Here is a 21,605-nt window from a genome sequence, read left to right as displayed (position 1 = left end):
CGATCCGGAAATTGCAACTGATTTATTCGGTTCACCTCCTAGTCAATTGCCTAAAAAGACCGATACCCTCACAGGTAAGATCTGTGATAATTCGCGCCAGATGGGGGAAATGGTTATGTTTGAGTGGATGATGCCAACGTTAAGTGAAATTTTAGGGCAGTTGGAGCCGATCGCCAATGGTCAACATAAGGCTGAACGATCTTGGTGTGGAGCGATCGCCGCATTAAATGATTTGCTCGATCGAGACGAACTTTCCCAAGGCTTAATTCTCTGTAGCTCTCCTATTCTAGCCCATCCCCATCCCCAGATTACCTCTTGGCTGTTTTTACCCCTGCAAGAAACTCATTCTTTGCTGTTTAAACTCCCTCCATCTCCTTCCCAATCGGGAGACTTACCCCTCACTCCAGTTGGCTCTTCCCCGGTCTACGATGGCGCTCCTCTCTCGTCCGATCAGTCATCTTGTCCGCTCACTGCCAAAACCCTATTAGCACCTCAAGATCCTCTGCATTATGAACAATTTGCTGTGGTGTTAACCCCTTCATTGAGTTTGGTCATGGCGATCGCCCCTCAAACGACCGGAGATCTGGGATTTCAGTTTTCCTTTGACCCCCAGGATGTTGAACGGGCTTGGAATGCTTTGCGATCGCGAGTTTGCCTGACTGGGACTCCGGAGGATGTGCAGCATCTGGATAACCTGTATCACCAGTTTCCTCCCGTTGCTCCAGGGTATCAAACGGTAACGGCATTTAGTCGGTTGATGGTTCAATATCTCCCTGAACCTTCGGTTGCGGTATCGACTGCCGATCGATCTTCAGAGGGAGTGAAAAAACAAACGCCCCCATCACCGACAACAACGGCCTCTCAACCCGATCTAGAATTGCTTCAGGCGATCGCCCATGGAGTCAAAACTCCCTTGGCGACAATTCGCACCTATACTCGCCTGTTGCTCAAACGCTCTAATCTCCCCCCCGAAGTGTTGAAGCGTCTGCACACCATTGATCGCGAATGTACGGAACAGATCGATCGCTTTAATCTCATTTTCCGGGCTGTAGAACTCGAAACTACACCCACCAAGTCCCAATCTACCCAGTTAACCACGACTTCTCTAGCCCAGGTGTTTCAGGACGGTATTCCTCAATGGCAGAAACAAGCCGGTCGTCGTAACGTAACCTTAGATGTGGTTTTACCTCAACATACGCCTACAGTCGTCAGTGACCCTCATTTATTGGATCAAGTGTTAACCAATGTGATTCAGAATTTCACCTCGACGTTGCCCACCGGTTCCCATGTACAAGTCGAAGTGACTCCCGCAGGCAATCAACTGAAATTACAATTAATCTCAGAAACACCTCAAGCTTGCCCTAGTTTGTCTCCTTTTAAAGCATTGGGTCAAGTGTTGATGTTTCAACCAGAAACAGGGAATCTGAGCCTGAATTTGAGCGTTACCAAAAACCTGTTTGAGGCGATCGGGGGTAAACTTTTGATCCGTCAACGACCGAAGCAAGGAGAAGTGATGACGATCTTCTTACCTATTCGATAATAAGTAACCATTAAGGAGGAAGAACACGATGTCTCTGACTGTTAAAGACCTAGAACAACTGCAAACCCAATTAAGCGATGCTCATCTGGACTATAGAACCGAATTAGTAGATGGTAAAATTATTGTTATGGGATTATCCGATTATGTTTCCGAAGTGATTATTGCCCGATTAATCTTTTTCTTACAAAATTGGGTAATTCCCAGATCTTTGGGCTATGTTACTGGCTCTTCGGCAGGGTTTCGCTTACCGGATGGCAATTTACGGGGGCCAGATGTTTCCTTTGTTCCTGCCCAGAAAATGCGTCAAGCTCCCCGTGCTTTTGCCGAACTGGTTCCAGATTTAGCGATTGAAGTTCGGTCAGCATCTGACAATATTAAACCCTGGGTGGAAAAACTGGAGAAATTTTTGGAGTTAGGGAGTCAAGTTGGGATTTTAGTTGACCCCAAAAATCTAATAGTGACGGTTTACCGTGCGAACAGTAAACCCGTTGTTCTCAGCAGTGAAGATACTTTGACTATTCCAGAATTATTGCCGGGTTGGGAACTTTCAATTGCCGAAATTTGGCCCCCAGTGTTTGATGAAGAACTGTAATAAGGGTTGACCGATTAATGAGAAGCCTGAGTTAGAGCTTTGGCTTGTAAGATTAAATCCTGATCTTGGGTACAGATCTCCCCTCCTTTACGATCGCCTAATTGGTCTAATGCCAAGAGAGCTGCATACTTGAGATCGAAAATCGATGTTTTCAGGGCCTCATGTAACAGGGGAATGGCTTCTGTTGCCCCTAAATTCCCTAGGGCGATCGCCGCAGCAGCCCTAGATTTTTGGAATTGAGGAGCTTCATTGTGCAAGGCTTCTACCAGCAAATTGTAGGCAGGTGAGTACCCTAGCCATCCCAAGAGTTTGACCACATGATAATGAGCGCCATAATCATTATTTGCTTTGTCAGCAAACGTGGCTAATAGAGCTTCTGGTGCCTCTTGTGGGTAGGTGTGCAGGAGGGTATGGCTGGCTAAATAACAGCGCCCAAAATCCGTGCTATAGAGTTCATTAATCGCAAACTCTATGGTGGGGGTTTGGTCATATTCATGGACAAATTCTAGGGTATCTGGATGATCTCGGATGACCTGGTCAAAATAGGGTTCGACCTCGGAAAAGGTGAATTTCTGGGCAGCAATTCCACTTTGAGCCAGATGTTTAATCCCTCGCAGACGAAAGACAATGGAAACCGGACATTGGACAATTCTGGGCAGAGCTGGATAATGATGAGTATCCATTAAATCTTGGATGCAAGCTCGGCGCACATTAAGATTGTCACTATGCAGAAAGCCCACTACCCGATCCATGGAACTGAAATCACCACTTAACTGACAAGTCGCGGCGATCGCCACACTGGAAATACACAGATCGTCTGAGTCTATAAACGGTTGAATTGCCTCTAGAGCAGGTTGATAGCCTAACTGGGTCAGAACTTGGATAATGACCCGATAGCTTTGATTCGGTTGCTGCAACAGTTGGCTGATTTGTTCTAAAATTTGCGGGTCATCTGTCCCGATCTGGCCGATCGCCCAAACCGTATTCTCCACTGTATAGATATCCGAGTCCGTTAAACACTCGCGCAGGGTAGGCATGGCGATCTCAGCCTTCAATCGTCCCAAGCTCTCCACCGCCTTACGTCGGGCAATCCGATTATACAGATCGTCCTCCTGATTTTGAATGGCCTTGATCAGGGCAGCTATCGACCGTTCTGTGGGATAGCGCATCAGGTGACAAGCCGCCACATAGCGATCGCTCGGATCGGCTAACTGATCCAAAGGCATCTCTAACAGGGCGATCGCCTGGTCTTCACTTAAATTAAAAAGCTGAGAAAATCGTTTATCCATAACTCAAGCACTGAACTAGCATCAGCAGATTTCTTAAAAATACCTTGAAATCAACCCTTTCTGGATCAGTGATACCGTTCTTTACCGATTTATCATCTGGCAATCATTAATAAAATCCTCTGAATTGTAAAGGATTATTACATTGTTTATCATAAAGCTACCATCAGTCCCCATCATCTCCTATAGTCAGTTATGACCAGTGCAAAACGGGTCACTTAAAATTCAACTATTGAGAGGGAAACATTTCAATGCTTGACGCTTTTTCGAGAGCTGTGGTATCAGCAGATGCCAGCACTTCCACTCTGAGCAGCGACAAAATTGCTGAACTCAAAGGTTTTATTTCTGAAGGCAACAAGCGCTTAGACGCTGTTAATGCTGTAGCTAGTAACGCAAGCTGCTGCGTTTCTGATGCAATCACCGGTATGATTTGCGAAAACCAAGGCTTAATCCAAGCTGGTGGTAACTGCTACCCCAACCGTCGTATGGCTGCTTGCTTACGTGATGGTGAAATCATTCTTCGCTATGTCACCTACGCCTTGTTAGCTGGTGATGCTTCTGTTCTCGAAGATCGGTGCTTAAATGGTCTGAAAGAAACCTACACCGCGTTAGGAGTTCCCTCAACTTCTACCGTTCGTGCAGTACAAATCATGAAGGCTGTTTGTGTTGCTCACATTACCAACACCAACACAGAAGAGCGTGCTGGAGCAAAATATCGTAAAAACGATACTCCCCAAGGAGACTGCTCTGCGTTAGCTGCTGAGTGTGCTGGATACTTCGATCGCGTTATTTCCGCTTTAAGCTAAAACCGATAAATCACTGCACCGAAGATCTACGGGCAATCGTCCCTTAAAAAGTAACACCGATCACATAAACCTGGAGATAGTAAAGAAATGAAATCAGTTCTCACCACGGCTATTGCTGCTGCTGATGCTGCTGGTCGTTTTCCTAGCAGCTCTGACCTAGAGTCTGTTCAAGGTAGCCTCCAACGTGCGGCTGCTCGTTTGGAAGCTGCTGAAAAACTCAGCGGTAACGTTGATGCTGTTGCTCAGGAAGCTTATGATGCTTGCATCAAACAGTATCCTTACCTGAACAATTCTGGTGAAGCCAACTCTACCGATACCTTCAAAGCTAAGTGTCTGCGTGACATCAAGCACTACATGCGCTTGATTAGCTACTGCTTGGCTGTAGGCGGTACTGGCCCTCTTGATGAGTGGGGAATTGCTGGACAGCGTGAAGTTTATCGTGCTTTAGGTCTGCCCACCGCTCCTTATGTTGCAGCTCTTAGCTATGCTCGTAACCGGGGTTGCGCTCCTCGCGATATGTCTGCACAAGCTCTAGTTGAGTACAATGCTCTGCTAGACTATGTAATCAACTCCTTATCCTAGTCTATAACTGGGAAAAATTTGAGTTGGATTCTTGATCCTTAATGTTCAAGAATTAAACTTTAGAGAACTCTAAGTCTACAGCTTGGCTTCATATGCAGTCAAGTTCAAGACTTAGAGTTCTTGGTTTGTTAAGCCTTAATTGTTAATCCTTCTATAGTTAAATACAATGACTTCAGATACTAACGCTTTATTTACACAGCTTACACATCCCAATCCAAATTTAAGAGAACGTGCCATGGTACAGTTAGCTGAAAATCGAGACGAAGATACCATTGGTCGCTTAATTGAGATGGTGAAGGAAGAGAATGTGGATATTCGGCGACCAGCAGTGAAGGCATTAGGGGTAATTGGCCCAGATGCGATTGTGCCCATTGTTTCCCTATTGGAGTCAAGTGATAATTCAACTATTCAAACGAGTTGTGTGAAAGCGTTAGCCCAAGTGGCGGTCAATCATGGGCCTGATGCTTTTCCAGAAGAAGGAGTAGACGGTTTAAAGCTGGCCTTGAATCATCCCAATCAACTAGTTAATATTACTGCAGTGATGGCATTGGGGGCTGTAGGTTCACCAATGTTAGAGTTGTTAGTAGACACCCTAAAAACAACAGAAAATGTAGCTTTAGGGGTATCAATTATTAATGCTTTGGCCTCTATGGGAGATGCTCGCGCGACAGAAGTCTTAACCCAATTAGCCAATGATGAATCGGCGGATACTTATATTCGGGAATCAGCAACTAATGCTTTACCTCGCTTAGAGCAAACTATTCAATATAGCGCTGGTAATTCATAATAATAATCAGAATAAATGAGGCACAGCAAAATGTAGTAGAGGCGAAACATGTTTCGCCTCTACTTTAGGTTATCTAGGGGTTTGTAAACGGTTTCAGATCCTCAACACCACACTCAGCCTGAACTCAAAGACTCTTATCCTTCAATCGGTTCATCACTGGTATAACTAAGATAGGCTTGATAGCCTTGATGTTTCAGCTTGCGTACCAGTTGAAAAGTCGGTCGATGTTCTTGATTAAAAGACGCAGTTAACTGAATTTGAGTGCCTACAACAAAACCTTGATCGGGAATAGCCAATTTACATAGGGTAACCTGATTGAGGGGTACTTGAGCAACTTGGGCCAGTTGTTCGAGATCAGCCGTTTCAGTATTAATTACAAAAGCGCTATAACCAATCTGAGGACACTCTTGAAGAGTCCTATCGGACGGTAATTCAAAATTGAGTTGGGCAAAAGCAGGTGCAGATATTCCCAACGCGAGGGAGCAGAAAGTTGCTGACACTAGAGTATCAATGTTAATCATAGAGTAATTGGGGATAGGTTAGGTGAGGCGATCGCCTTTGTCATCTTCCCTACGATTACGACTGGCTATCACCCGGTTAATTTTTCCCTAATCTAAAACAGACCTTAGTGAAGCTTGTCCATGGCTGTCTCTTCAGCCACTTTTTTACCTTCATCCAACAGATACTCTAAGAAAGCTGTTGCGACTACGGATAACTGTTTACCATTGGGATAGACGACAAACCAATTACGTTCAATGGGGAAATGCTCCACATCAAGGATTGCCAGCTTTCCAGTAGCGCCCTCTAGGGCTAAGGTATGTAAGGATAATACCGACAGACCTAAACCGCCCACGATCGCCTGTTTAATAGCTTCATTCGAGCCTAACTCTAGTTTCACTTTAACGCTAATATTCTCCTGATTAAACAGTTTCTCAACGGCACGACGAGTTCCCGATCCCTCTTCCCGCATAATAAACGGTTCCCCAGATAAGCGCTCGATGGGAATCTTTTGTTGTCCCACTAGGGGATGTTCTCGCTGGGCCAAAACCACTAAGGGATTTTCCAGAAACTGGTGAGCTGCGACATCTAAATTTTCCGGCACTTGGGAGAGAATATAGAGATCGTCAAGATTTTCGGACATGCGGGCTAGCAATCCTTCATGGTTGAACACCTGAAGGGCAAAATCTACACCCGGATAGCGTTGACAGAAGGGCCCCAGTAAGCGAGGAACAAAATATTTGGCAGTAGTGATTACACTGAGTTTAAGCTGTCCTTGTTTCAATCCCTTTAAGTCAGAAATGGTCATTTCCAATTGGGATATGCGGTCAAAAACGTCACGACAAGCCGCGAAAAGTTCCTGACCTGCCTCCGTCAGATATAATCGTTTACCAATTTGTTCAAATAAAGGCATTCCCACAGCCTTCGTTAATTGCTTTACTTGCATGGAAATGGTAGGCTGGGTTAAATATAACTCTTCTGCTGCCCGCGTAAAGCTGCCGTGACGGGCTGCGGCTTCAAACACTTTTAATTGATGCAGAGTAGCTTGCCTCAAAACCTGTTCCTCAATTAGAAATTTTTATTCATAGATATAAATCTATCATATTTATTATCAATATTGCATTACCCCTATCGATATTCTTGCGCTATCATCAGGATCAGAAAGAGCGAAAGAAACCCTTCCGAAGAGGATGCTACCCGGCGATCGCCAGTTGAAGAGGTTGGCACAGGACACCCAAATTCCTAGCTTTGCAGTTCGCCCCATTTTGGCAACAGTAAAGTATTTACTTCTTGAGCTGAAACGTTTGACGGTGTAGCATTCTTTTTTTTCACTATTTCATCCCATGTTCACAAGGGGGGAAATAAACACTTGTCACTGCGATCGCGCTTGCCTCCCGTAGGCGTATCACTTGGCTTTCTCCACTTATTCCATGGCGAGATCGCTCCTGTTGGTACTTGCTGCTCCCGTAGTGGCGATCAGGGGCTTATAGTCAATTTAAATAACAGTCAGAGTCATACCATACCCATTATATCTTCATTTTCTTTTATGAAGTGCAGCTTCATAAAGAAATGGTATCAGACATAGTGGAGGTGCGAACTTATAGTCAATTCGATTAAGGTTGAGACACTAGCATTTATCTATAACGTCGGTATCTATAGGGGCGAACGGCCGTTCGCCCCTACAATTATGTCTCACTGTTAACCGAATCGACTATAGCTTCGCACCTCCACTATACTATTTGTCCTTGTCCCCTTCTTATTCCAATCAACTATAATTTGATTTTTAGCACGAGACTAGAGCAATTGATTAGATACGCTGCGTCAAGAGTCAACATTTGGATATCACCACTAAACTTTACTCTCTCCCCAAAGCTTTCGCCTACGCATGTAGTCCAACACTTGGGTTTAGAATCAAGGATTGAGTGGCGATTATATGATGGAGAAAGAATTAAGAAAAAGTTGACATTGATCTATAACTTTCGGTATCTTCAGTATTATTTGATAATTTCATCCTCTTATCTAAAAATTAAGTTGAAAATGGAAGAAATAAGTGCAAAACCAGTGATTATATCCCTTTGTGCTGTGGTGGTACTAGCGATCCTGGCAGCAGTTTTCTCTATAGAAAGTAATGCAGCCACTATAAATCCCTCTGTTACACAAATGCTTTTCTCTTTTCAACTACTATTAAACCTTGCTACTCTAGTTTCTCTTATCTTAACAGCAATACTTCACTACAGGCTTTGGCAAGTGCTGCCAAGTACCTATGTCAAAGGTACCAGTCCAGTTAAAGCAGTTGGATTTCTATTTATCCCCGTTTTTAATACTTTTTTCTGGAATTTCATTTGTTACCAGCGACTTGCCAAAGGACTTTATCGATTTATAAAAAATCATGAGCATAATGGTGATATATACCATAGTGTTGATACTGATACAGTCAATTACGCACCACTTGGATTCATTGTTGCATGTCTTTTATTCTTAAATCTTTTTGCATTCTGGAAAACTCTAGCAGTGATTGTACTGATTTCTAAAAACATTGCCTTGGGATTTTTTTATTACCAAATGACGGAATATGCTAATGAGGTTTTGTATATTAGAGATAGTCTTAGTAAAGAACAATCAAATAAAAAAAATTACATCATGATTAATTGGGCAAGCTTAGATCCGGCAGCCTGTTCAGGCATTCAATTGCCCAGGCTAAGCTTTTATAACACCTATGCAATTGATCGCAATAAGATAAATTTACAGAAGTTTTGTCACGAGCTATACACAATTATTTTTGAAAAAATAAAGAGCGGTAGCTTAGAGAACGTTTCATTAGATAGTGTCACTTACCAATTTACAGTTGATGCATCTGAACGTCCCTATTTAATTCTTAGGCGAAGTCTGATGCGTTGGAATGCCAAAGCGACAATATTTATACGGTTTCTCCCATATGGTGATAATCTTTATGTCGGTCTTAGTAGCTTTGTCCTTGGAACTTTGGACTTTCATCGGTTAATTAGAAAAGCTTGGTTTTCTCTTGTAACTATAGCTCCTATAACATTTGCAGCTATGCTAAGTCTGGCATTTGTAAGTGTAATTCCTGTAATAGGATTAGCACTTGCTCAGATCATTCTTGCAGTTGTAGTATTAATTATAGCTTCTATTTTATCCATGATATGCCCACAACTATCATGGTTAGTTATTAGGGGCTATAATCTTAAAGAATCGTTACAACAAACATTCATGAGAGGTCTTGACTTAGATATTTTCAATACTGATGATGCTGAAATGTTTATGATCAGTACATTAAATTTAGTGGCCGATACAATAAAAGCATCTTTTGAAGCGGAAGGTTTACCTGTGGATGCTTTAGAGAACTTTGTTGTTAACATCAGCCAAAACTTCCAAGGAGCTGTAGGGGTTGTCGCTGGAAATGTTTCTGGTACTATAGTTACAGGTGATCCATCACAGAAGAATTGAATTACTTTCAACAGGAGATTGGAAAAAATGTCGGATATACCAAAAGTTCAACAAACCTTTAGTGGCGCTCAGATAGGTAGTGTGTTTGGCGGTGACAATAAAGGAATTATACACGTTAATCTTCCAGAACAAAAGCAAACATTAGCAGAGGCGGCTCATGAAATTCAGCGTCTTCTCAAACAGCTAGAAGAAAATAACCCGGAAGCGACCCTGGAGCAGAAAACAGCTTGGGTCAATGCTGGTGTAGATCCGACCCTTAAAAAACGTGCGGTTAACGCTTTGAAGTCTGGTGGTAAAGCTGCCCTCAATGAATTTTTAGATAATCCCTATGTGAATATAACGATGGCAATTGTTGAAGGTTGGAATGAAGGTTGAGCTAAGGCGAGGCAATCTCCTTCTCTTCTAAAAGCACTCTTGCACTGTAATCGTGCAATACTGTTCCTTCCTCCTTAATGTTGTTTAAAGCAACTTCACTGTAGGCTCAAAATGCTGCTTCTCCATATAAAGTGAGCTGATTCAGTATATTACTCTGAGGTGGAGAAAATCGCATTAGAGCCATCAGAAGTTCAAGAAAACTCCCTTTAATAGCTCGTAGCAACTGACCTGAATAGCGATCTCCAATCTCGTAGTGCTGTGAACACAGCGTCAGGGCACTACGCTGATTTCCTAGCCTTGATTGACCTCTAGCAGGCGAGAAGTCATGAAGCGATCCATCCACGATTCAAAATAGGCTCGGTTGGCCTGTTTTTGCTCTGGATCGGGGGTTTCGAGGGGATAGGGAGTGAGTCCTTTAATAGCTGCTGTGGTGACGCAGTACATGGACTTCTGAAAACTAACACAGATTTTCACTAACAGGTCATCTTCGCCGCGACGACTGCGTTGATAAAATTCGTACAAATAATCGGGGATGAAGTGACGCATATCCTGCATGAGCAAAGTGGGAGGAATACCTGCACCTCCAGTGGGGAGGGGGTCAGCGTAGAGCGCTCCATAGTTAAATTCGGCTTGTTTTCCCGGAATTTGCCGAGCTTGGGCGTTGTAAGAAACGGTTCCGAGGAAGGGCGTGCCGCGAAAGAAGATGGTATCGACGTAGGGAACGGCGGTTTCCATTAAGAATTTGAAGTTTTGGGAAGGGGGGATGAGGTCGTAGGGTTTGCCGCTAATGGTTACTGTGTAGGTGATGGGGGTATTGGCGGCAGCAACTAAACCCGCGAGAACATGCTCGACGACTTGGGGAATAGACTGGATCTCTCGCCGATCATAGCGGTCTGAGAGGTCGATAAACATATCACTCATGACGCGCCAAAACTGACCTAGGGCACTGGTATAGACCATTTGCCGCACTTGTTCGGGGAGAAAGTCGGGAAAGAGGTTATGGAGTAGTTGCACCCCTGGGTTGTATTTAATTTTAGCGGCGATCGCCCGCTCTGCATACTCACGAAAAGCCGCGCTATCCAAGTAGATATCCATTTCTCCACCACCATGCCAGAGCATCACGCGCATGACATACTCGGCATATTCATAGTTAATGCGATCGTGCCACCAATGTTTGAGCAGTTTTTGCAGAGTTATTTCCCCATTGAAGTACTTAAAGAAGGGGAAGAGGACTAAAAACTGTTCCTGAGCCATATAAATCAGGTTTTTGGAATAGGCATCCAGAACGACTCCATAGCTTTTGAGAATACCCACTACTTCCAGGAGATTTTCTTGAGAGTGGGGTAGCAATTCACCACCGGCTTCTAGACGTTCAATGTAGGAGGCAAGGGGATGTTTAGAGGGGGAAAGGGCGATCATGGGGTAATGGGTAATAGGTAATAGGTAATGGATAATAGGGGAATAATGCAGAATGCTCCGTCTCCCCGTGTCTACGTGCCCCCGTGTCTTCCCCACTCAAAATGGTGTTACTCGGAAACATGGCCGTACTAGTGGCTTCGCTCCACTGGACGAGGGTACTGGGAAAGAGACCGAAGAAGACGATCAAGAGGGTTAGGGCGATCGCCGGAATGCGATCTGACCACTGCACTGGGGGCAGGTTTTGCACGACTTCGGAAAGGCGGCCAAAGAAAGTACGATTCACTAAGAGCAGGTAATAAACAGCAGTTAAGCCGGTTCCCACCATACAGATGAGGGTGGGTATGGGGAAGGTGGGGAAACTGCTCCAAAAGACCAGAAATTCGGAGACAAACCCAATCATACCGGGAATTCCGGCGCTGGCCATCACTCCCATAATCATTAAGCTGCCAATGAGCGGTAGGCCGCGCTCTGGGTTCAGGAGGCCTTTTAAGATATTGAGATCGCGGGTTCCGGTTTTTTTGTAGACGACTCCCACAACCAGAAAGAGAACAGCAGAAATCAACCCATGGCTGACCATTTGCACGATCGCCGCCAGGAAGCTGAGGGAAGTTGCCGTTGCACCAGCGAGCAATATATAGCCCATATGGGCGACGGAGCTGAAAGCGACCATTTTTTTCATATCGGTCTGGGCGATCGCACTCAAGGCTCCGTAAATGGCGCTAACAGCAGCCCAAACTGCTAGGCCAGGGGCAAGGAAACTCCAAGCATCAGGAAGCAGGAGGAGGCCAAACTTGAGCAGTCCGTAGGTTCCCAGTTTCAGCAATACGCCAGCGAGGAGAACGGAGATGGGAGCAGAGGCTTCGACGTGAGCATCGGGAAGCCAGGTGTGGAAGGGAACAAGGGGAATTTTAATCCCAAAAGCGAGCAGGAGACCCCCAAGGAGGATCAGTTGGGTTCCCAAAGGTAGGGTTTGAGCGATCGCCGGGTCATAGCTAAATGTACTGGCTCCGCTTAACCAGGTGATGCCCAGGAATGAAGCCAAGAGGGCAATACCGGAAACGGCGGTATACATTAAAAATTTAGTTGCGGCATATCCCCGACGCTTTCCACCCCAGATGGCGATCAGGAGATAGAGGGGAATCAGTTCGAGTTCATAGAAGAGGAAGAACAGGAGATAATCTTGGGAACAGAAGGCTCCAGAAACGCAGGAGTTGAGCAGCAACAGCAGGGCATAATAGAGCCTAGGCCGTTGGATCTGGCGATCGCTGCTTGCAATGGAGACGAATGTTAATAAGCTGTGCAGTAAGATTAGGGGAAAGGATAGGCCATCAATGCCCAGATGGTAGGTTAGGCCCAGGGCTTCTAACCAGGGTACGAATTCTGTCAATTGCAGTTGAGACAGATGGGGATTAAATTGGAGAGCGATCGCCACTGTCCAACCCAATAGGAAAAGGCCGAGGGCAATGGCCAGTTTGCGTAGGGTTTCAGGTTTGATTTCAGCAGGCCAGAAGGCGATCGCTGCTGCACCTAAAACCGGGCCCCAGATCAAAACACTGAGCATTGACGATCCTAAATTGATATGATTGAGGTTTGCAAGGGTTGATTGTTTATTTAGCCTATCAAATCATGGGCGATCGCAACAGACTCTAGTCAGAATGAATTTAAGATGAAAATTTTATTGGTAGAAGACGATGTTCGTATTGCCGAAGCCTTAGCAGAAGCATTAAGCGATCGCCATTATACGGTTGATACTGCCGAAGATGGGGAATTAGGGTGGACTTTTGTAGAATCAGCCCCCTATCATCTCATTCTTTTAGACGTGATGCTCCCCAAACTCGATGGCATTCAATTTTGCCACCGACTGCGACAAAAGGGCTATACCATTCCCGTGCTAATGCTGACGGCTAGAGATACTAGCACTGATAAAGTGATGGGATTAGATGCCGGAGCCGATGATTATGTGGTTAAACCCTTTGATTTACCAGAATTGATGGCACGGGTAAGGGCACTGCTGCGCCGCAATAGCGATATTTTACCCCCGATCTTGGAATGGGGAGAACTGCAACTTGACCCGAATACTTGTAAAGTGGATTATGCAGGGAAACAGCTCCAACTTACACCTAAAGAGTATAGCTTATTAGAATTATTTCTTCGCAGTCATGGGCGTTGTTTAAGTCGGAGTACCATCTTAGATCAAGTGTGGTGTTTTGAAGAACAACCGGGGGAAGAAACGGTCAAAGTGCATTTACGTTCCCTGCGCCAAAAACTCAAATCTGCTGGAGCGCCCGCTAATTATATTGAAACAGTGTATGGTTTGGGATACCGGCTCAATCAAAACCTCTAAACGCCCGTTTAACCGTTTGCGCTGGCGGTTATTGCTGTCCTATTTAGGGGTGATGATGGCAATTTTGGGGAGTTCAACCCTAGCCGTTTATCAGTTTTTTGCGACCAGTTTATACACCCAATTAGATCGACAGTTGTTGACGTTAGCTGATGCTGGAATGCATGGTTTAAATGCTGTTAAAGAACGATATGGGAAGAGTGATGCTAGTGCCCCTCTCTTAGATAATGATGGAGATTTAGATATTCCTGGGCAAAATTTCCGCCAACCGGATCAAGGGATTGAATGGTTTGATCAAACCGGGCAACTGTTAGCCAAACAAGGCCGTATTATTCCTCCTTTTCCCCTGATGCTCCGTACTTCTAATGAAGCTTCTGGACATACGGTTGCGGGGGGAATTCGTACTCTGACGTGGGTTGCCCATCAGCAAAATCAGGACGATCGCAAAATTGAAGGCTATGTGCGAGTCAGTCAATCTACAGAAGCGGTAGAGGAAGTGCTGGTAAAGTTGCGTTGGGGGATGATGTTAGGGGGAGCGATCGCCGCCAGTTTAACCACAGTCGGAGGCATCTGGTTAACGGATCGCGCCCTCAAACCTATTGAAGCCAGCTTTAACCAACTGAAACAGTTTACCGCTGATGCTTCCCATGAGTTACGATCGCCTCTGACTGCCATCAAAACCTCCGTTGATGTTATGCTCTCCCATCCAGAGCGTGTCCATCCCACCGATGTCAAAAAAATGGATGCGATCGCCAGCGCTCTCAAGCAAATGACACGGTTAGTCGAAGATCTACTCATGTTAGCCCGCAGCGATCGAAGCACTCATCCGAGTGAATGGGTAGTGCTTCTCCTCGAAGAGCTATTAGAAGACTTGGTAGAGTTATGGTTACCCCAAGCAGAAGCGAAAGACATTACCCTGCGATCGCAATTACTCACCTCTGCCACCGTGCAAGGAGATGCCTTTTTATTACAGCGCTTATTTGCCAATCTGCTCGAAAACGCCTTAAACTATACTCCCGCAGGCGGCACCGTCACCGTTTCCCTCAAGCAACAAGAGAACGCGATCGCTGTTTCCATCCAAGATACTGGTATGGGTATTGCCCCCGAACACCTGCCATTAATCTTCGATCGCCTGTGGAGAGCAGACAAAGCTCGCACCCATCGCACTGGAGGTTCCGGCTTAGGCTTGGCGATCGCCAAAAGCATTGCCCAGCAGCATCAGGCAAAAATCTTAGTCACCAGCCAATTAGGTGTAGGCACTTCTTTTCAGGTTCTTCTGCCCACTCATTTCTGATATCAAGTCCGAGTAATCCGTTTAACTATGTACAGTACATTTTCACTCCTACATTGTTCTGGTAGAACATTGCTTGTTGCCTGTTACCTATTCCCGAACGTAAAGCATTGCATCATAGCCAATTAACTGGACTGGATATGACTCTTTCCGAGTTTTTTACGTTTCATCCCTACACTTGACCCAAATTTTCCACCAACCTTGCCCCCAAGCATAGCTCAAATGGACTCATTTTATTTCCTGGTTAAAACTTATTCTGTTCTCCCCTATCGTCCCTTCTTGTTAATACTATTTCTTGTTCAGGTTGCCCCTAATCGACTTTCGGGAGGCCAGTTACTCTTAGACCCTTGTTCAAGGCATTATCATACAGAAATAGTATAAGCTAAGATCAGCACATAAATAGAAAACATGGGTAACTTATAGAGGGCATTTCCATGAATCGAGAGAGGAGAGTCAGAGCGAGACCATCAATTCATCCTCCATCTCAGAGTATCTTAAAGCAAAGGTTGAATGATAGCCAATGGACTCGATTCATCAGTGAACTCTTAGGAAATAGTGGCCATTTTCTAATTGTTAAAATATTAACGGATATCATTTTGGATGGCTGGTTGGAATTTATCCAAGACCCGACCGAATATATCTTAATTGCAGCCATGTTAGTGCAAACCTGGTACTTGTCTCGACCCAGTTCCCATCGATTTTGGGGCAATATACTAGGTGTTTCTATTTACACAACAATTGATTTACTTACTGATGGCTTAGAGTTTTTTCAAGATTATATTCATATCATTTTTTGGTTGTTTTCTTTAATGATTGCGACCTTGCAACACTACAGATTTAAGGGGAATAAAAACAGAAAAAACTGGATTATTCCCTTAGAAAGTTTCGTCCGCAGTGGCATGATTGTTGCTTTCTATATTGCCGTAGAAGTGCAGTCCTATGAACTACCGCTCTATTTCGAGTTAACCTCTAAGTTTTGGGAAGAAAGCTCCCATATTTTCTTAGTCGTCAGTATGCTCTTAGTGGGAACGCTCTTAGGTTTGCAATCTTTGCAAATTACCAAACAACGAGAAGAACTACAAGAGACGGCTAAACTATTAGGGAATATGGCAGAATGGGGCATGGGCGCTCATGTGGTGGAAACTGCCCTGAGTAACCCAGAAGCTTTAGCCTTTCAAAAGTGCGATCGCACCATTGTCTTTATGGATATTCGCGGCTTTACCCATTGGTGCGAAACCACCTCACCGGATTTAGTCGCCTCAGTTCTCAATCAATATTATACTCAGGTTGAACCGGCTGCCTCTGCCTATCAACCCCTGAGAATTACCTTTACAGCCGATGAAGTCATGGCTATTTATGCCACTCCAGAACAAGGCATTGCCGCAGCAAAAGCCATGCAAAAAGCTGCCTTAAATGTCCTTAATGCCTATCATATTGGTGCAGGCTGTGCCGTTCATTGTGGACAAGTGACTGAAGGTTTATTTGGCAGTCAAGATGTACGCACCTATACTGTAATTGGAGATGTAGTTAACACAGCAAAACGCTTAGAAAGCGCCACCCCAGCCGGAGAAATCACCCTTTCTGATGCCGTCTATCGCTCCATCACCCAAGACTTACCAGTTAAACCTTGTGAACCCATTACCGCTAAAGGCAAATCGGAGAAACTAATCGCTTGGCGATTAGGGTAGGGTATGGGGATATGGAAGAACGTAGAACAATAGGCAATTAGAACCTATTTCTAAAGAAAAAGTAAAGTCTATAGCGTTTCTCTCTTCTATGACGTATAGCTTGAAGCCTTAGAACCTAAGCCATACAAGCTATTGCTAGAGAGCCTATTGCTAGAGAGCCTATTGCTAGAGAGCCTAGCGCGAAGCGCTATATATTTAAATGAATCAAGGTGTCCAGAATAAAACGAATCAGTAGGATAAACTAAGTTAAAATAACTATAAATTGTGGATAAATATAAGCTAGGTTTCTTCCCTACTTCTTTACTTTTCATCGTTAGTCTGAGAATAAAGCTGAAATTGTATGGGAGGAAACGCTTATATGGTATTACAGCCTTCAGAATCGAGTCAGTCATCCTTTCCTCGATCCATGGATATTGCCACAACTTGTGTGTATGGATTGAGTTTTTTATCCGCAGGATTATTTCTTTTTCTACCATTAGTCAATCTCTTAAGTCCCAGTCCCTGGCAGCGTTATATGGGAGCCATTCATGGATTTGCCGCTCTATTTGCCACTGTCGTTATTTCCTATGCTGGACATTTAGCCTTTCCCTTAATGCGGGGAGTTTCTAAAATTCTACCCCAAATGCGAACCTTAACCTTTTGGTCAACTGTGTTATCCTTTCTGGCGATCGCCTCTGGAAACTGGGTATATATGCGCTATCGTGCCCCTGAAAATGGTGCCAGAGCTTGGTTACGGGAAAACACTCCTTTAGTTCATTACCTCTTTATGGAGTATCACGAATTTACCGTACTCTTCACCCTGCCATTAGGAGTCGCTTGTACCTGGGTGTTATGGAAATATGGTGACTCAATTTTAGACAAACAAAATCGTCCAGTCCTCACCGGAACCTGTTTAGCACTAATGGCAATGATGTTTTTTGGAATTGGCGGATTAGTCAGTGGATTGAATGTTGCCAGAATGCATTCTCTCTAGGCTCTCACTTACGATTCTTTTATTGTGTATCCAAAGGAAAAATAGATTATGCACACCTCACCCATCTATGTCAAATATTGGAACCAAATCAAGCGATTTCCTGGAGGTTTAGCCACAGGAGCCAAGTTAGCTCCTACCGTATCCGGGCCAGCCGCTGCCGCTCTCGTCAGTGCTGCATTCAGTTGTTTTCTCCTCATGGTCAACCAACATTTATGTAGCCTATTCCCAGAGTGGAATACTATCGTTTGGAAATTAGGGGATTGGATTCCTGGCAGTAAAAATCCCGATCCAATTTATGGCGAAATTGGTAGTTATTCCGGTAAAGAAACCGTCATGCTAATCGGTTGGATCGTCAGTTGGTTGATGCTCCACCAATTCTGGAAACACCGAGAAATTAAATTTTCCACCATTTTCTTTTATCTCTTTACTTTTTTAGTAGCTGCCACCGTTATGAACTGGCATCCCCTGTTCCCTTACTTGCCCTTGATGCCTAAGTAAACGGTCTGTCCATTATTTTGAGGTCAATACTCATGTTAGAATCATTAGAGAACAAACCTGTACCATCCAGAGTTGAGCAACGCCAAAAGCTACATAAATATGTCTTCATTTGTGTGGGGGTTTTAGGTCTATTCCTCGCGACATTTCCCCTAGCGTATTGGCGAGTGGCTCAAAGCGATCAATTTAATTCTGGTCCCTTTAACTCTTTGACTCCTGAACAAAGCCAAAAATCCGAATTTGAGTAAGGATTTGAGCTGACTTAGCAATTCGTTCAGTAGTGGACCGACAAGCTTAAAATAGAGGGCAACGCGATCGCTATAATCTAAATCAGTTGTGATTTGTAGAATATCGCTTACCCCCCAAATTAAGTTTGTCAGTCCAGGAGGGTGGATATTCCCTACCCTACAAATTTGCTGGGAAACTAGGGGCTTAGAACCAATTGTTCAGCACACTATCATAGAGATAATGGTAAGAGCGCCCAGTACCCATTACCCATTACCCATTAACGCAATTTATCTGCCTCTCGTTGAGCGGCTTGGCTATTCTCTTGATAGCGAATAGTTCGGTCCTGGGCAATCTGATACCGGTCATCAGAAGCCGATACTTCAGCCATTAAATCACTCGCTTGCTGCCATTTTTCGGCTAAGGCTAGCCATTCCTGCTCTGTTTGTGCCGTCAGTCCCTCATTCGCCGCAGCTTGAGCTAGACGTACCGCCTCCGGAAAAGGGTCAGTAGTAGGAGGAGTAGCAGTAGATGGAGTTGAGGGGTTAGTTCCTGCCACTGGTGGGGTATCAGAATCAGAATCCTTGGGTGTTCCCCACCAAGACAGAACTCCTAATCCAGCCAAAACGAGGACACCACTGAATATAGCGCCACCGATAATGCCTCGACGGAATTGGCGCTGTTCCCGTGTTAACTGGGAGGGAGTATAATTCGGTAGGGGAGTCTTCCGCTTTCGAGAGGACTGAGCCTGACGGTTATAAGACCATTGTGTTAATAATCCAGGTTTTCTGAGTACAATGAGTTCTGACCAAAGTAGTTGACCCTCTGGGTCTTGCTGAATTTCTTCTAACCACAACAGTTGTTGCTCGCGCACCAGGCGACTATTAATATTCACGCGCCGAATATGGCGAGGGGCAATTTCCTCTAAAATCATGGTGACCTTCTCCACCACTGGGGTTTGTTCCAATTGACCCTCTGTTTCTCCCTCACATAACAGTTGTAGAATCCCCCGGTCTAAAACTGCCCTAGTACGAATCCCTGAGTTAGCCAGTTTTTCATTCAATACCTGAATAATAGCGGCAACGCTACCCTGGCGAGCTTGCTGAAAAATATTATCCATCGGATCGACCCTCTGTCCTGTTGGCGTAAACCCTGGTGGAGCATCAAAGATATTGTTTTTCATTGTGGTTGGCGTGGACTCATTTTCAAGGAACCTGACTTGCCGTAAATCATACTTCAATCTGGCTGCCAACGTCATTAACGTCTGTGCTAACTGGGGATTTTAGGGAGCGATCGCTTCCCATACCCCATTCCGCTTCTACCCGCACTATACCCATGACCACAATTGCGTATAATCTGTAAGGAAATCTTAGGATAGCTACTTATTTCTGAGTGCAGCTTAAAATCAGAACAAGTTAAGTTAAGATTTCTACGATCGCAAACTCCTTTCCTATCTCTCCTAGCTCGAGCGTGGAGAGAGCCAACCGCCCACTTTAGAAACCTACTTTAGCAATGCCCCGGATATTAGTCATTGATGACGATCCCGCAATCTCAGAATTAGTTGCTGTCAACCTGGAAATGGCTGGCTATGATGTCAGTCAAGCACCTGATGGCATTAAAGGCCAAGCCCTGGCGATTCAATTGCTTCCAGACATGATTGTGCTGGACTTAATGCTGCCTAAAGTTGATGGATTTACCGTCTGTCAACGTCTGCGTCGAGACGATCGCACTGCCGATATCCCCATCTTGATGTTAACAGCCCTCAGCCAAACCCAAGACAAGGTAGAAGGTTTTAATGCCGGTGCAGATGATTATCTCACCAAACCCTTTGAAATTGAGGAGATGTTAGCACGGGTGCGGGCCCTGTTGCGACGCACCGATCGCATTCCCCAAGCGGCTAAACACAGTGAAATTCTCAATTATGGTCCTCTCACTTTGATTCCAGAGCGCTTTGAGGTCATTTGGTTTGATACGACTGTTAAACTCACTCATTTAGAGTTTGAGTTACTTCACTGTCTTCTCCAGCGCCATGGGCAAACCGTTTCTCCGAGTGAAATTCTCAAGGAGGTTTGGGGATACGATCCCGATGATGATATTGAAACCATTCGGGTTCACGTTCGCCATCTGAGAACCAAATTAGAACCCGATCCCCGTCATCCGCGCTATATCAAAACGGTTTACGGTGCGGGTTATTGTCTGGAGTTGCCTTCAACTAAATCAGAAGCCTCTTAACATTCGATCAACCTACAAGAGTGGGTTCAGCCTAGGGTTAACCCATTCAACTGTAGGATTGATCTCCACCACGGCAAAGAAATTGAATCTCTGAGAAAAGCGACGATGATTTTCTGATGATCCGTCTTTTGTCACTCTAGGAAACGGAACCTCAAAGTCACATCCTTAAACTCATTCAGGAGATGGTGTTATGCAGAAGTGTTGAATGTTAGCTTAATGCCGGAAAAAAGAGGATAAAATATGGTACTCTATCATCAAATATTTAAATAATATTCTCGCCTATGGTAGCTTCTTTTACCAATCTTGTCAAACCCATTCTCAAGTCATTATCTCCTCATATAGTCAATTCGATTAAGGTTGAGACACTAGTATTTATCTATAACGTGGGTATCTGTAGGGGCGAACGGCCGTTCGCCCCTACAATTATGTCTCACTGTTAACCAAATCGACTATAACTACCCAGTTCTCAACTCTCGCCTCTTCTTTGAAATCTGGTTAAACTTCGTACTTGATAGTGGCTTGACTAGCATGAGAGACTTGTTCTACCGATTGAATCATACGTGGATTAAGGTGGACATCTCTACCTTTTCTAAAGCCTGTAAATCGAGAGAAGACCACAAATTCTATCGAATCTATAATCAATTACTTCATCAGTTAAAAAAGAAAAATAAAGTCGAAGCTCTAACCTTGTTGCCGATAGATTCGACGGTAATCACTCTGACAAGCAAGCTTTTCTGGAAACAAAATTACCGTCAAGTGAAGCTCCTCAATGGGATCAATATAAGTCAGGGAAATCCCACAGAATGCCTGATCAATTTTGGCCAGGAGCATGATGCCAAATTTCTCGATTATATCCCGACTCTGATTGGCTCGAATGAAGTTGGAGTCATGGATAGAGGCTTTGCTAGTTGGCCATTTATCGAAGAAATGAGTGATATCAAGTCCGTTGAATAAGTTGTGATATAGCAGTGAGTTCACTCCACCCGTAAAAATCGGTTAACCCTCCAATT

General features: G+C 44.5%; 21 protein-coding genes. 15 read left to right on the top strand and 6 right to left on the bottom strand.

Features of this window, described 5'->3' with window-relative positions:
* The first annotated feature begins 115 nt into the window (after positions 1-115).
* The gene (locus J7529_RS19525) at positions 116-1,540 is read left to right on the top strand and encodes a HAMP domain-containing sensor histidine kinase (RefSeq protein ID WP_318730359.1); all 1,425 of its coding nucleotides are present in this window, start codon (positions 116-118) and stop codon (positions 1,538-1,540) included.
* Between the two features lie 28 nt (positions 1,541-1,568).
* The gene (locus J7529_RS19520) at positions 1,569-2,132 is read left to right on the top strand and encodes a Uma2 family endonuclease (RefSeq protein ID WP_318730358.1); all 564 of its coding nucleotides are present in this window, start codon (positions 1,569-1,571) and stop codon (positions 2,130-2,132) included.
* Positions 2,133-2,146: 14 nt separating this feature from the next.
* Here J7529_RS19520 and J7529_RS19515 read toward each other — a convergent pair whose 3' ends face one another.
* On the bottom strand, positions 2,147-3,421 hold the full coding sequence (locus J7529_RS19515; RefSeq protein ID WP_318730357.1) for a HEAT repeat domain-containing protein: 1,275 nt from the start codon (positions 3,419-3,421) through the stop codon (positions 2,147-2,149).
* Positions 3,422-3,669: 248 nt separating this feature from the next.
* Here J7529_RS19515 and J7529_RS19510 point away from each other — a divergent pair, with 248 nt between their 5' ends.
* From J7529_RS19510 to J7529_RS19500, 3 genes are all read left to right on the top strand, one after another.
* Positions 3,670-4,224 carry a bleomycin hydrolase gene (locus J7529_RS19510; RefSeq protein ID WP_271938578.1) on the top strand — a complete coding sequence of 185 codons (555 nt, stop codon included), beginning with the start codon at positions 3,670-3,672 and terminating at the stop codon, positions 4,222-4,224.
* Between the two features lie 87 nt (positions 4,225-4,311).
* Positions 4,312-4,806 carry a bleomycin hydrolase gene (locus tag J7529_RS19505; protein WP_271938577.1) on the top strand — a complete coding sequence of 165 codons (495 nt, stop codon included), beginning with the start codon at positions 4,312-4,314 and terminating at the stop codon, positions 4,804-4,806.
* A gap of 166 nt (positions 4,807-4,972) precedes the next feature.
* Positions 4,973-5,593 carry a HEAT repeat domain-containing protein gene (locus J7529_RS19500; protein WP_271938575.1) on the top strand — a complete coding sequence of 207 codons (621 nt, stop codon included), beginning with the start codon at positions 4,973-4,975 and terminating at the stop codon, positions 5,591-5,593.
* Between the two features lie 134 nt (positions 5,594-5,727).
* On the opposite strand, the gene J7529_RS19495 is transcribed toward J7529_RS19500, so the two are convergent.
* Entirely contained in the window at positions 5,728-6,114 is a 387-nt protein-coding gene (locus J7529_RS19495; RefSeq protein WP_318730356.1) for a hypothetical protein, read from the bottom strand.
* 104 nt (positions 6,115-6,218) lie between these two features.
* Entirely contained in the window at positions 6,219-7,145 is a 927-nt protein-coding gene (locus J7529_RS19490) for a LysR family transcriptional regulator (RefSeq protein ID WP_271938571.1), read from the bottom strand.
* Between the two features lie 977 nt (positions 7,146-8,122).
* On the opposite strand from J7529_RS19490, the gene J7529_RS19485 reads away from it, so the two are divergent.
* Both J7529_RS19485 and J7529_RS19480 read left to right on the top strand, forming a co-directional pair.
* A complete protein-coding gene (locus J7529_RS19485; protein ID WP_318730355.1) occupies positions 8,123-9,556 on the top strand; it encodes a hypothetical protein in 1,434 nt (477 codons plus the stop codon).
* A 27-nt stretch (positions 9,557-9,583) separates the two neighbouring features.
* Positions 9,584-9,931 (top strand): hypothetical protein, encoded by a 348-nt coding sequence (locus J7529_RS19480; protein ID WP_271938568.1) that lies wholly within the window; start codon positions 9,584-9,586, stop codon positions 9,929-9,931.
* Between the two features lie 291 nt (positions 9,932-10,222).
* On the opposite strand, the gene J7529_RS19475 is transcribed toward J7529_RS19480, so the two are convergent.
* Together J7529_RS19475 and J7529_RS19470 are read right to left on the bottom strand one after the other, a co-directional pair.
* Positions 10,223-11,350, bottom strand: coding sequence for a CO2 hydration protein (locus J7529_RS19475; RefSeq protein WP_318730354.1), 1,128 nt, complete (start codon positions 11,348-11,350; stop codon positions 10,223-10,225).
* On the bottom strand, positions 11,328-12,911 hold the full coding sequence (locus tag J7529_RS19470; RefSeq protein WP_318730353.1) for an NADH-quinone oxidoreductase subunit M: 1,584 nt from the start codon (positions 12,909-12,911) through the stop codon (positions 11,328-11,330). Before J7529_RS19470 ends, J7529_RS19475 begins: the two co-directional genes overlap by 23 nt.
* 105 nt (positions 12,912-13,016) lie before the next feature.
* Between J7529_RS19470 and J7529_RS19465 the strand changes: the two genes are divergently transcribed.
* The 6 genes from J7529_RS19465 to J7529_RS19440 all read left to right on the top strand — a co-directional run bounded on the left by J7529_RS19465 (position 13,017) and on the right by J7529_RS19440 (position 18,386).
* Positions 13,017-13,694, top strand: coding sequence for a response regulator transcription factor (locus tag J7529_RS19465; protein ID WP_318730352.1), 678 nt, complete (start codon positions 13,017-13,019; stop codon positions 13,692-13,694).
* Complete coding sequence (locus J7529_RS19460; protein WP_318730351.1) at positions 13,660-14,985, top strand: HAMP domain-containing sensor histidine kinase; 1,326 nt, start codon at positions 13,660-13,662, stop codon at positions 14,983-14,985. Before J7529_RS19465 ends, J7529_RS19460 begins: the two co-directional genes overlap by 35 nt.
* 431 nt (positions 14,986-15,416) lie before the next feature.
* Entirely contained in the window at positions 15,417-16,670 is a 1,254-nt protein-coding gene (locus tag J7529_RS19455) for an adenylate/guanylate cyclase domain-containing protein (RefSeq protein ID WP_318730350.1), read from the top strand.
* A 358-nt stretch (positions 16,671-17,028) separates the two neighbouring features.
* Positions 17,029-17,643 carry a hypothetical protein gene (locus J7529_RS19450; protein WP_271938555.1) on the top strand — a complete coding sequence of 205 codons (615 nt, stop codon included), beginning with the start codon at positions 17,029-17,031 and terminating at the stop codon, positions 17,641-17,643.
* Positions 17,644-17,691: 48 nt separating this feature from the next.
* Positions 17,692-18,141 (top strand): hypothetical protein, encoded by a 450-nt coding sequence (locus tag J7529_RS19445; RefSeq protein ID WP_318730349.1) that lies wholly within the window; start codon positions 17,692-17,694, stop codon positions 18,139-18,141.
* Between the two features lie 32 nt (positions 18,142-18,173).
* Positions 18,174-18,386 carry a hypothetical protein gene (locus J7529_RS19440; protein WP_271938550.1) on the top strand — a complete coding sequence of 71 codons (213 nt, stop codon included), beginning with the start codon at positions 18,174-18,176 and terminating at the stop codon, positions 18,384-18,386.
* A gap of 257 nt (positions 18,387-18,643) precedes the next feature.
* Here J7529_RS19440 and J7529_RS19435 read toward each other — a convergent pair whose 3' ends face one another.
* The gene (locus J7529_RS19435) at positions 18,644-19,546 is read right to left on the bottom strand and encodes a hypothetical protein (protein WP_318730348.1); all 903 of its coding nucleotides are present in this window, start codon (positions 19,544-19,546) and stop codon (positions 18,644-18,646) included.
* A gap of 329 nt (positions 19,547-19,875) precedes the next feature.
* Between J7529_RS19435 and J7529_RS19430 the strand changes: the two genes are divergently transcribed.
* Both J7529_RS19430 and J7529_RS19425 read left to right on the top strand, forming a co-directional pair.
* On the top strand, positions 19,876-20,595 hold the full coding sequence (locus tag J7529_RS19430) for a response regulator transcription factor (RefSeq protein WP_271938546.1): 720 nt from the start codon (positions 19,876-19,878) through the stop codon (positions 20,593-20,595).
* A 570-nt stretch (positions 20,596-21,165) separates the two neighbouring features.
* Positions 21,166-21,549 (top strand): hypothetical protein, encoded by a 384-nt coding sequence (locus J7529_RS19425; RefSeq protein WP_318730347.1) that lies wholly within the window; start codon positions 21,166-21,168, stop codon positions 21,547-21,549.
* Positions 21,550-21,605: the final 56 nt, after the last annotated feature.

The sequence above is a fragment of the Roseofilum sp. Guam genome, from assembly GCF_017746735.1.
Classification (GTDB): Bacteria; Cyanobacteriota; Cyanobacteriia; order Cyanobacteriales; family Desertifilaceae; genus Roseofilum; species Roseofilum reptotaenium.
This window is presented reverse-complemented; position numbering and strand designations above follow the sequence as displayed.

What these genes read in the sequence shown, in the direction of transcription:
- J7529_RS19525 (WP_318730359.1), top strand. Translation starts at nt 116, where the DNA reads ATGTTTGAGTGGATGATGCCAACGTTAAGTGAAATTTTAGGGCAGTTG.
- J7529_RS19520 (WP_318730358.1), top strand. Translation starts at nt 1,569, where the DNA reads ATGTCTCTGACTGTTAAAGACCTAGAACAACTGCAAACCCAATTAAGC.
- J7529_RS19515 (WP_318730357.1), bottom strand. Translation starts at nt 3,421, where the DNA reads ATGGATAAACGATTTTCTCAGCTTTTTAATTTAAGTGAAGACCAGGCG.
- J7529_RS19510 (WP_271938578.1), top strand. Translation starts at nt 3,670, where the DNA reads ATGCTTGACGCTTTTTCGAGAGCTGTGGTATCAGCAGATGCCAGCACT.
- J7529_RS19505 (WP_271938577.1), top strand. Translation starts at nt 4,312, where the DNA reads ATGAAATCAGTTCTCACCACGGCTATTGCTGCTGCTGATGCTGCTGGT.
- J7529_RS19500 (WP_271938575.1), top strand. Translation starts at nt 4,973, where the DNA reads ATGACTTCAGATACTAACGCTTTATTTACACAGCTTACACATCCCAAT.
- J7529_RS19495 (WP_318730356.1), bottom strand. Translation starts at nt 6,114, where the DNA reads ATGATTAACATTGATACTCTAGTGTCAGCAACTTTCTGCTCCCTCGCG.
- J7529_RS19480 (WP_271938568.1), top strand. Translation starts at nt 9,584, where the DNA reads ATGTCGGATATACCAAAAGTTCAACAAACCTTTAGTGGCGCTCAGATA.
- J7529_RS19475 (WP_318730354.1), bottom strand. Translation starts at nt 11,350, where the DNA reads ATGATCGCCCTTTCCCCCTCTAAACATCCCCTTGCCTCCTACATTGAA.
- J7529_RS19470 (WP_318730353.1), bottom strand. Translation starts at nt 12,911, where the DNA reads ATGCTCAGTGTTTTGATCTGGGGCCCGGTTTTAGGTGCAGCAGCGATC.
- J7529_RS19465 (WP_318730352.1), top strand. Translation starts at nt 13,017, where the DNA reads ATGAAAATTTTATTGGTAGAAGACGATGTTCGTATTGCCGAAGCCTTA.
- J7529_RS19460 (WP_318730351.1), top strand. Translation starts at nt 13,660, where the DNA reads ATGGTTTGGGATACCGGCTCAATCAAAACCTCTAAACGCCCGTTTAAC.
- J7529_RS19455 (WP_318730350.1), top strand. Translation starts at nt 15,417, where the DNA reads ATGAATCGAGAGAGGAGAGTCAGAGCGAGACCATCAATTCATCCTCCA.
- J7529_RS19450 (WP_271938555.1), top strand. Translation starts at nt 17,029, where the DNA reads ATGGTATTACAGCCTTCAGAATCGAGTCAGTCATCCTTTCCTCGATCC.
- J7529_RS19445 (WP_318730349.1), top strand. Translation starts at nt 17,692, where the DNA reads ATGCACACCTCACCCATCTATGTCAAATATTGGAACCAAATCAAGCGA.
- J7529_RS19440 (WP_271938550.1), top strand. Translation starts at nt 18,174, where the DNA reads ATGTTAGAATCATTAGAGAACAAACCTGTACCATCCAGAGTTGAGCAA.
- J7529_RS19435 (WP_318730348.1), bottom strand. Translation starts at nt 19,546, where the DNA reads ATGAAAAACAATATCTTTGATGCTCCACCAGGGTTTACGCCAACAGGA.
- J7529_RS19430 (WP_271938546.1), top strand. Translation starts at nt 19,876, where the DNA reads ATGCCCCGGATATTAGTCATTGATGACGATCCCGCAATCTCAGAATTA.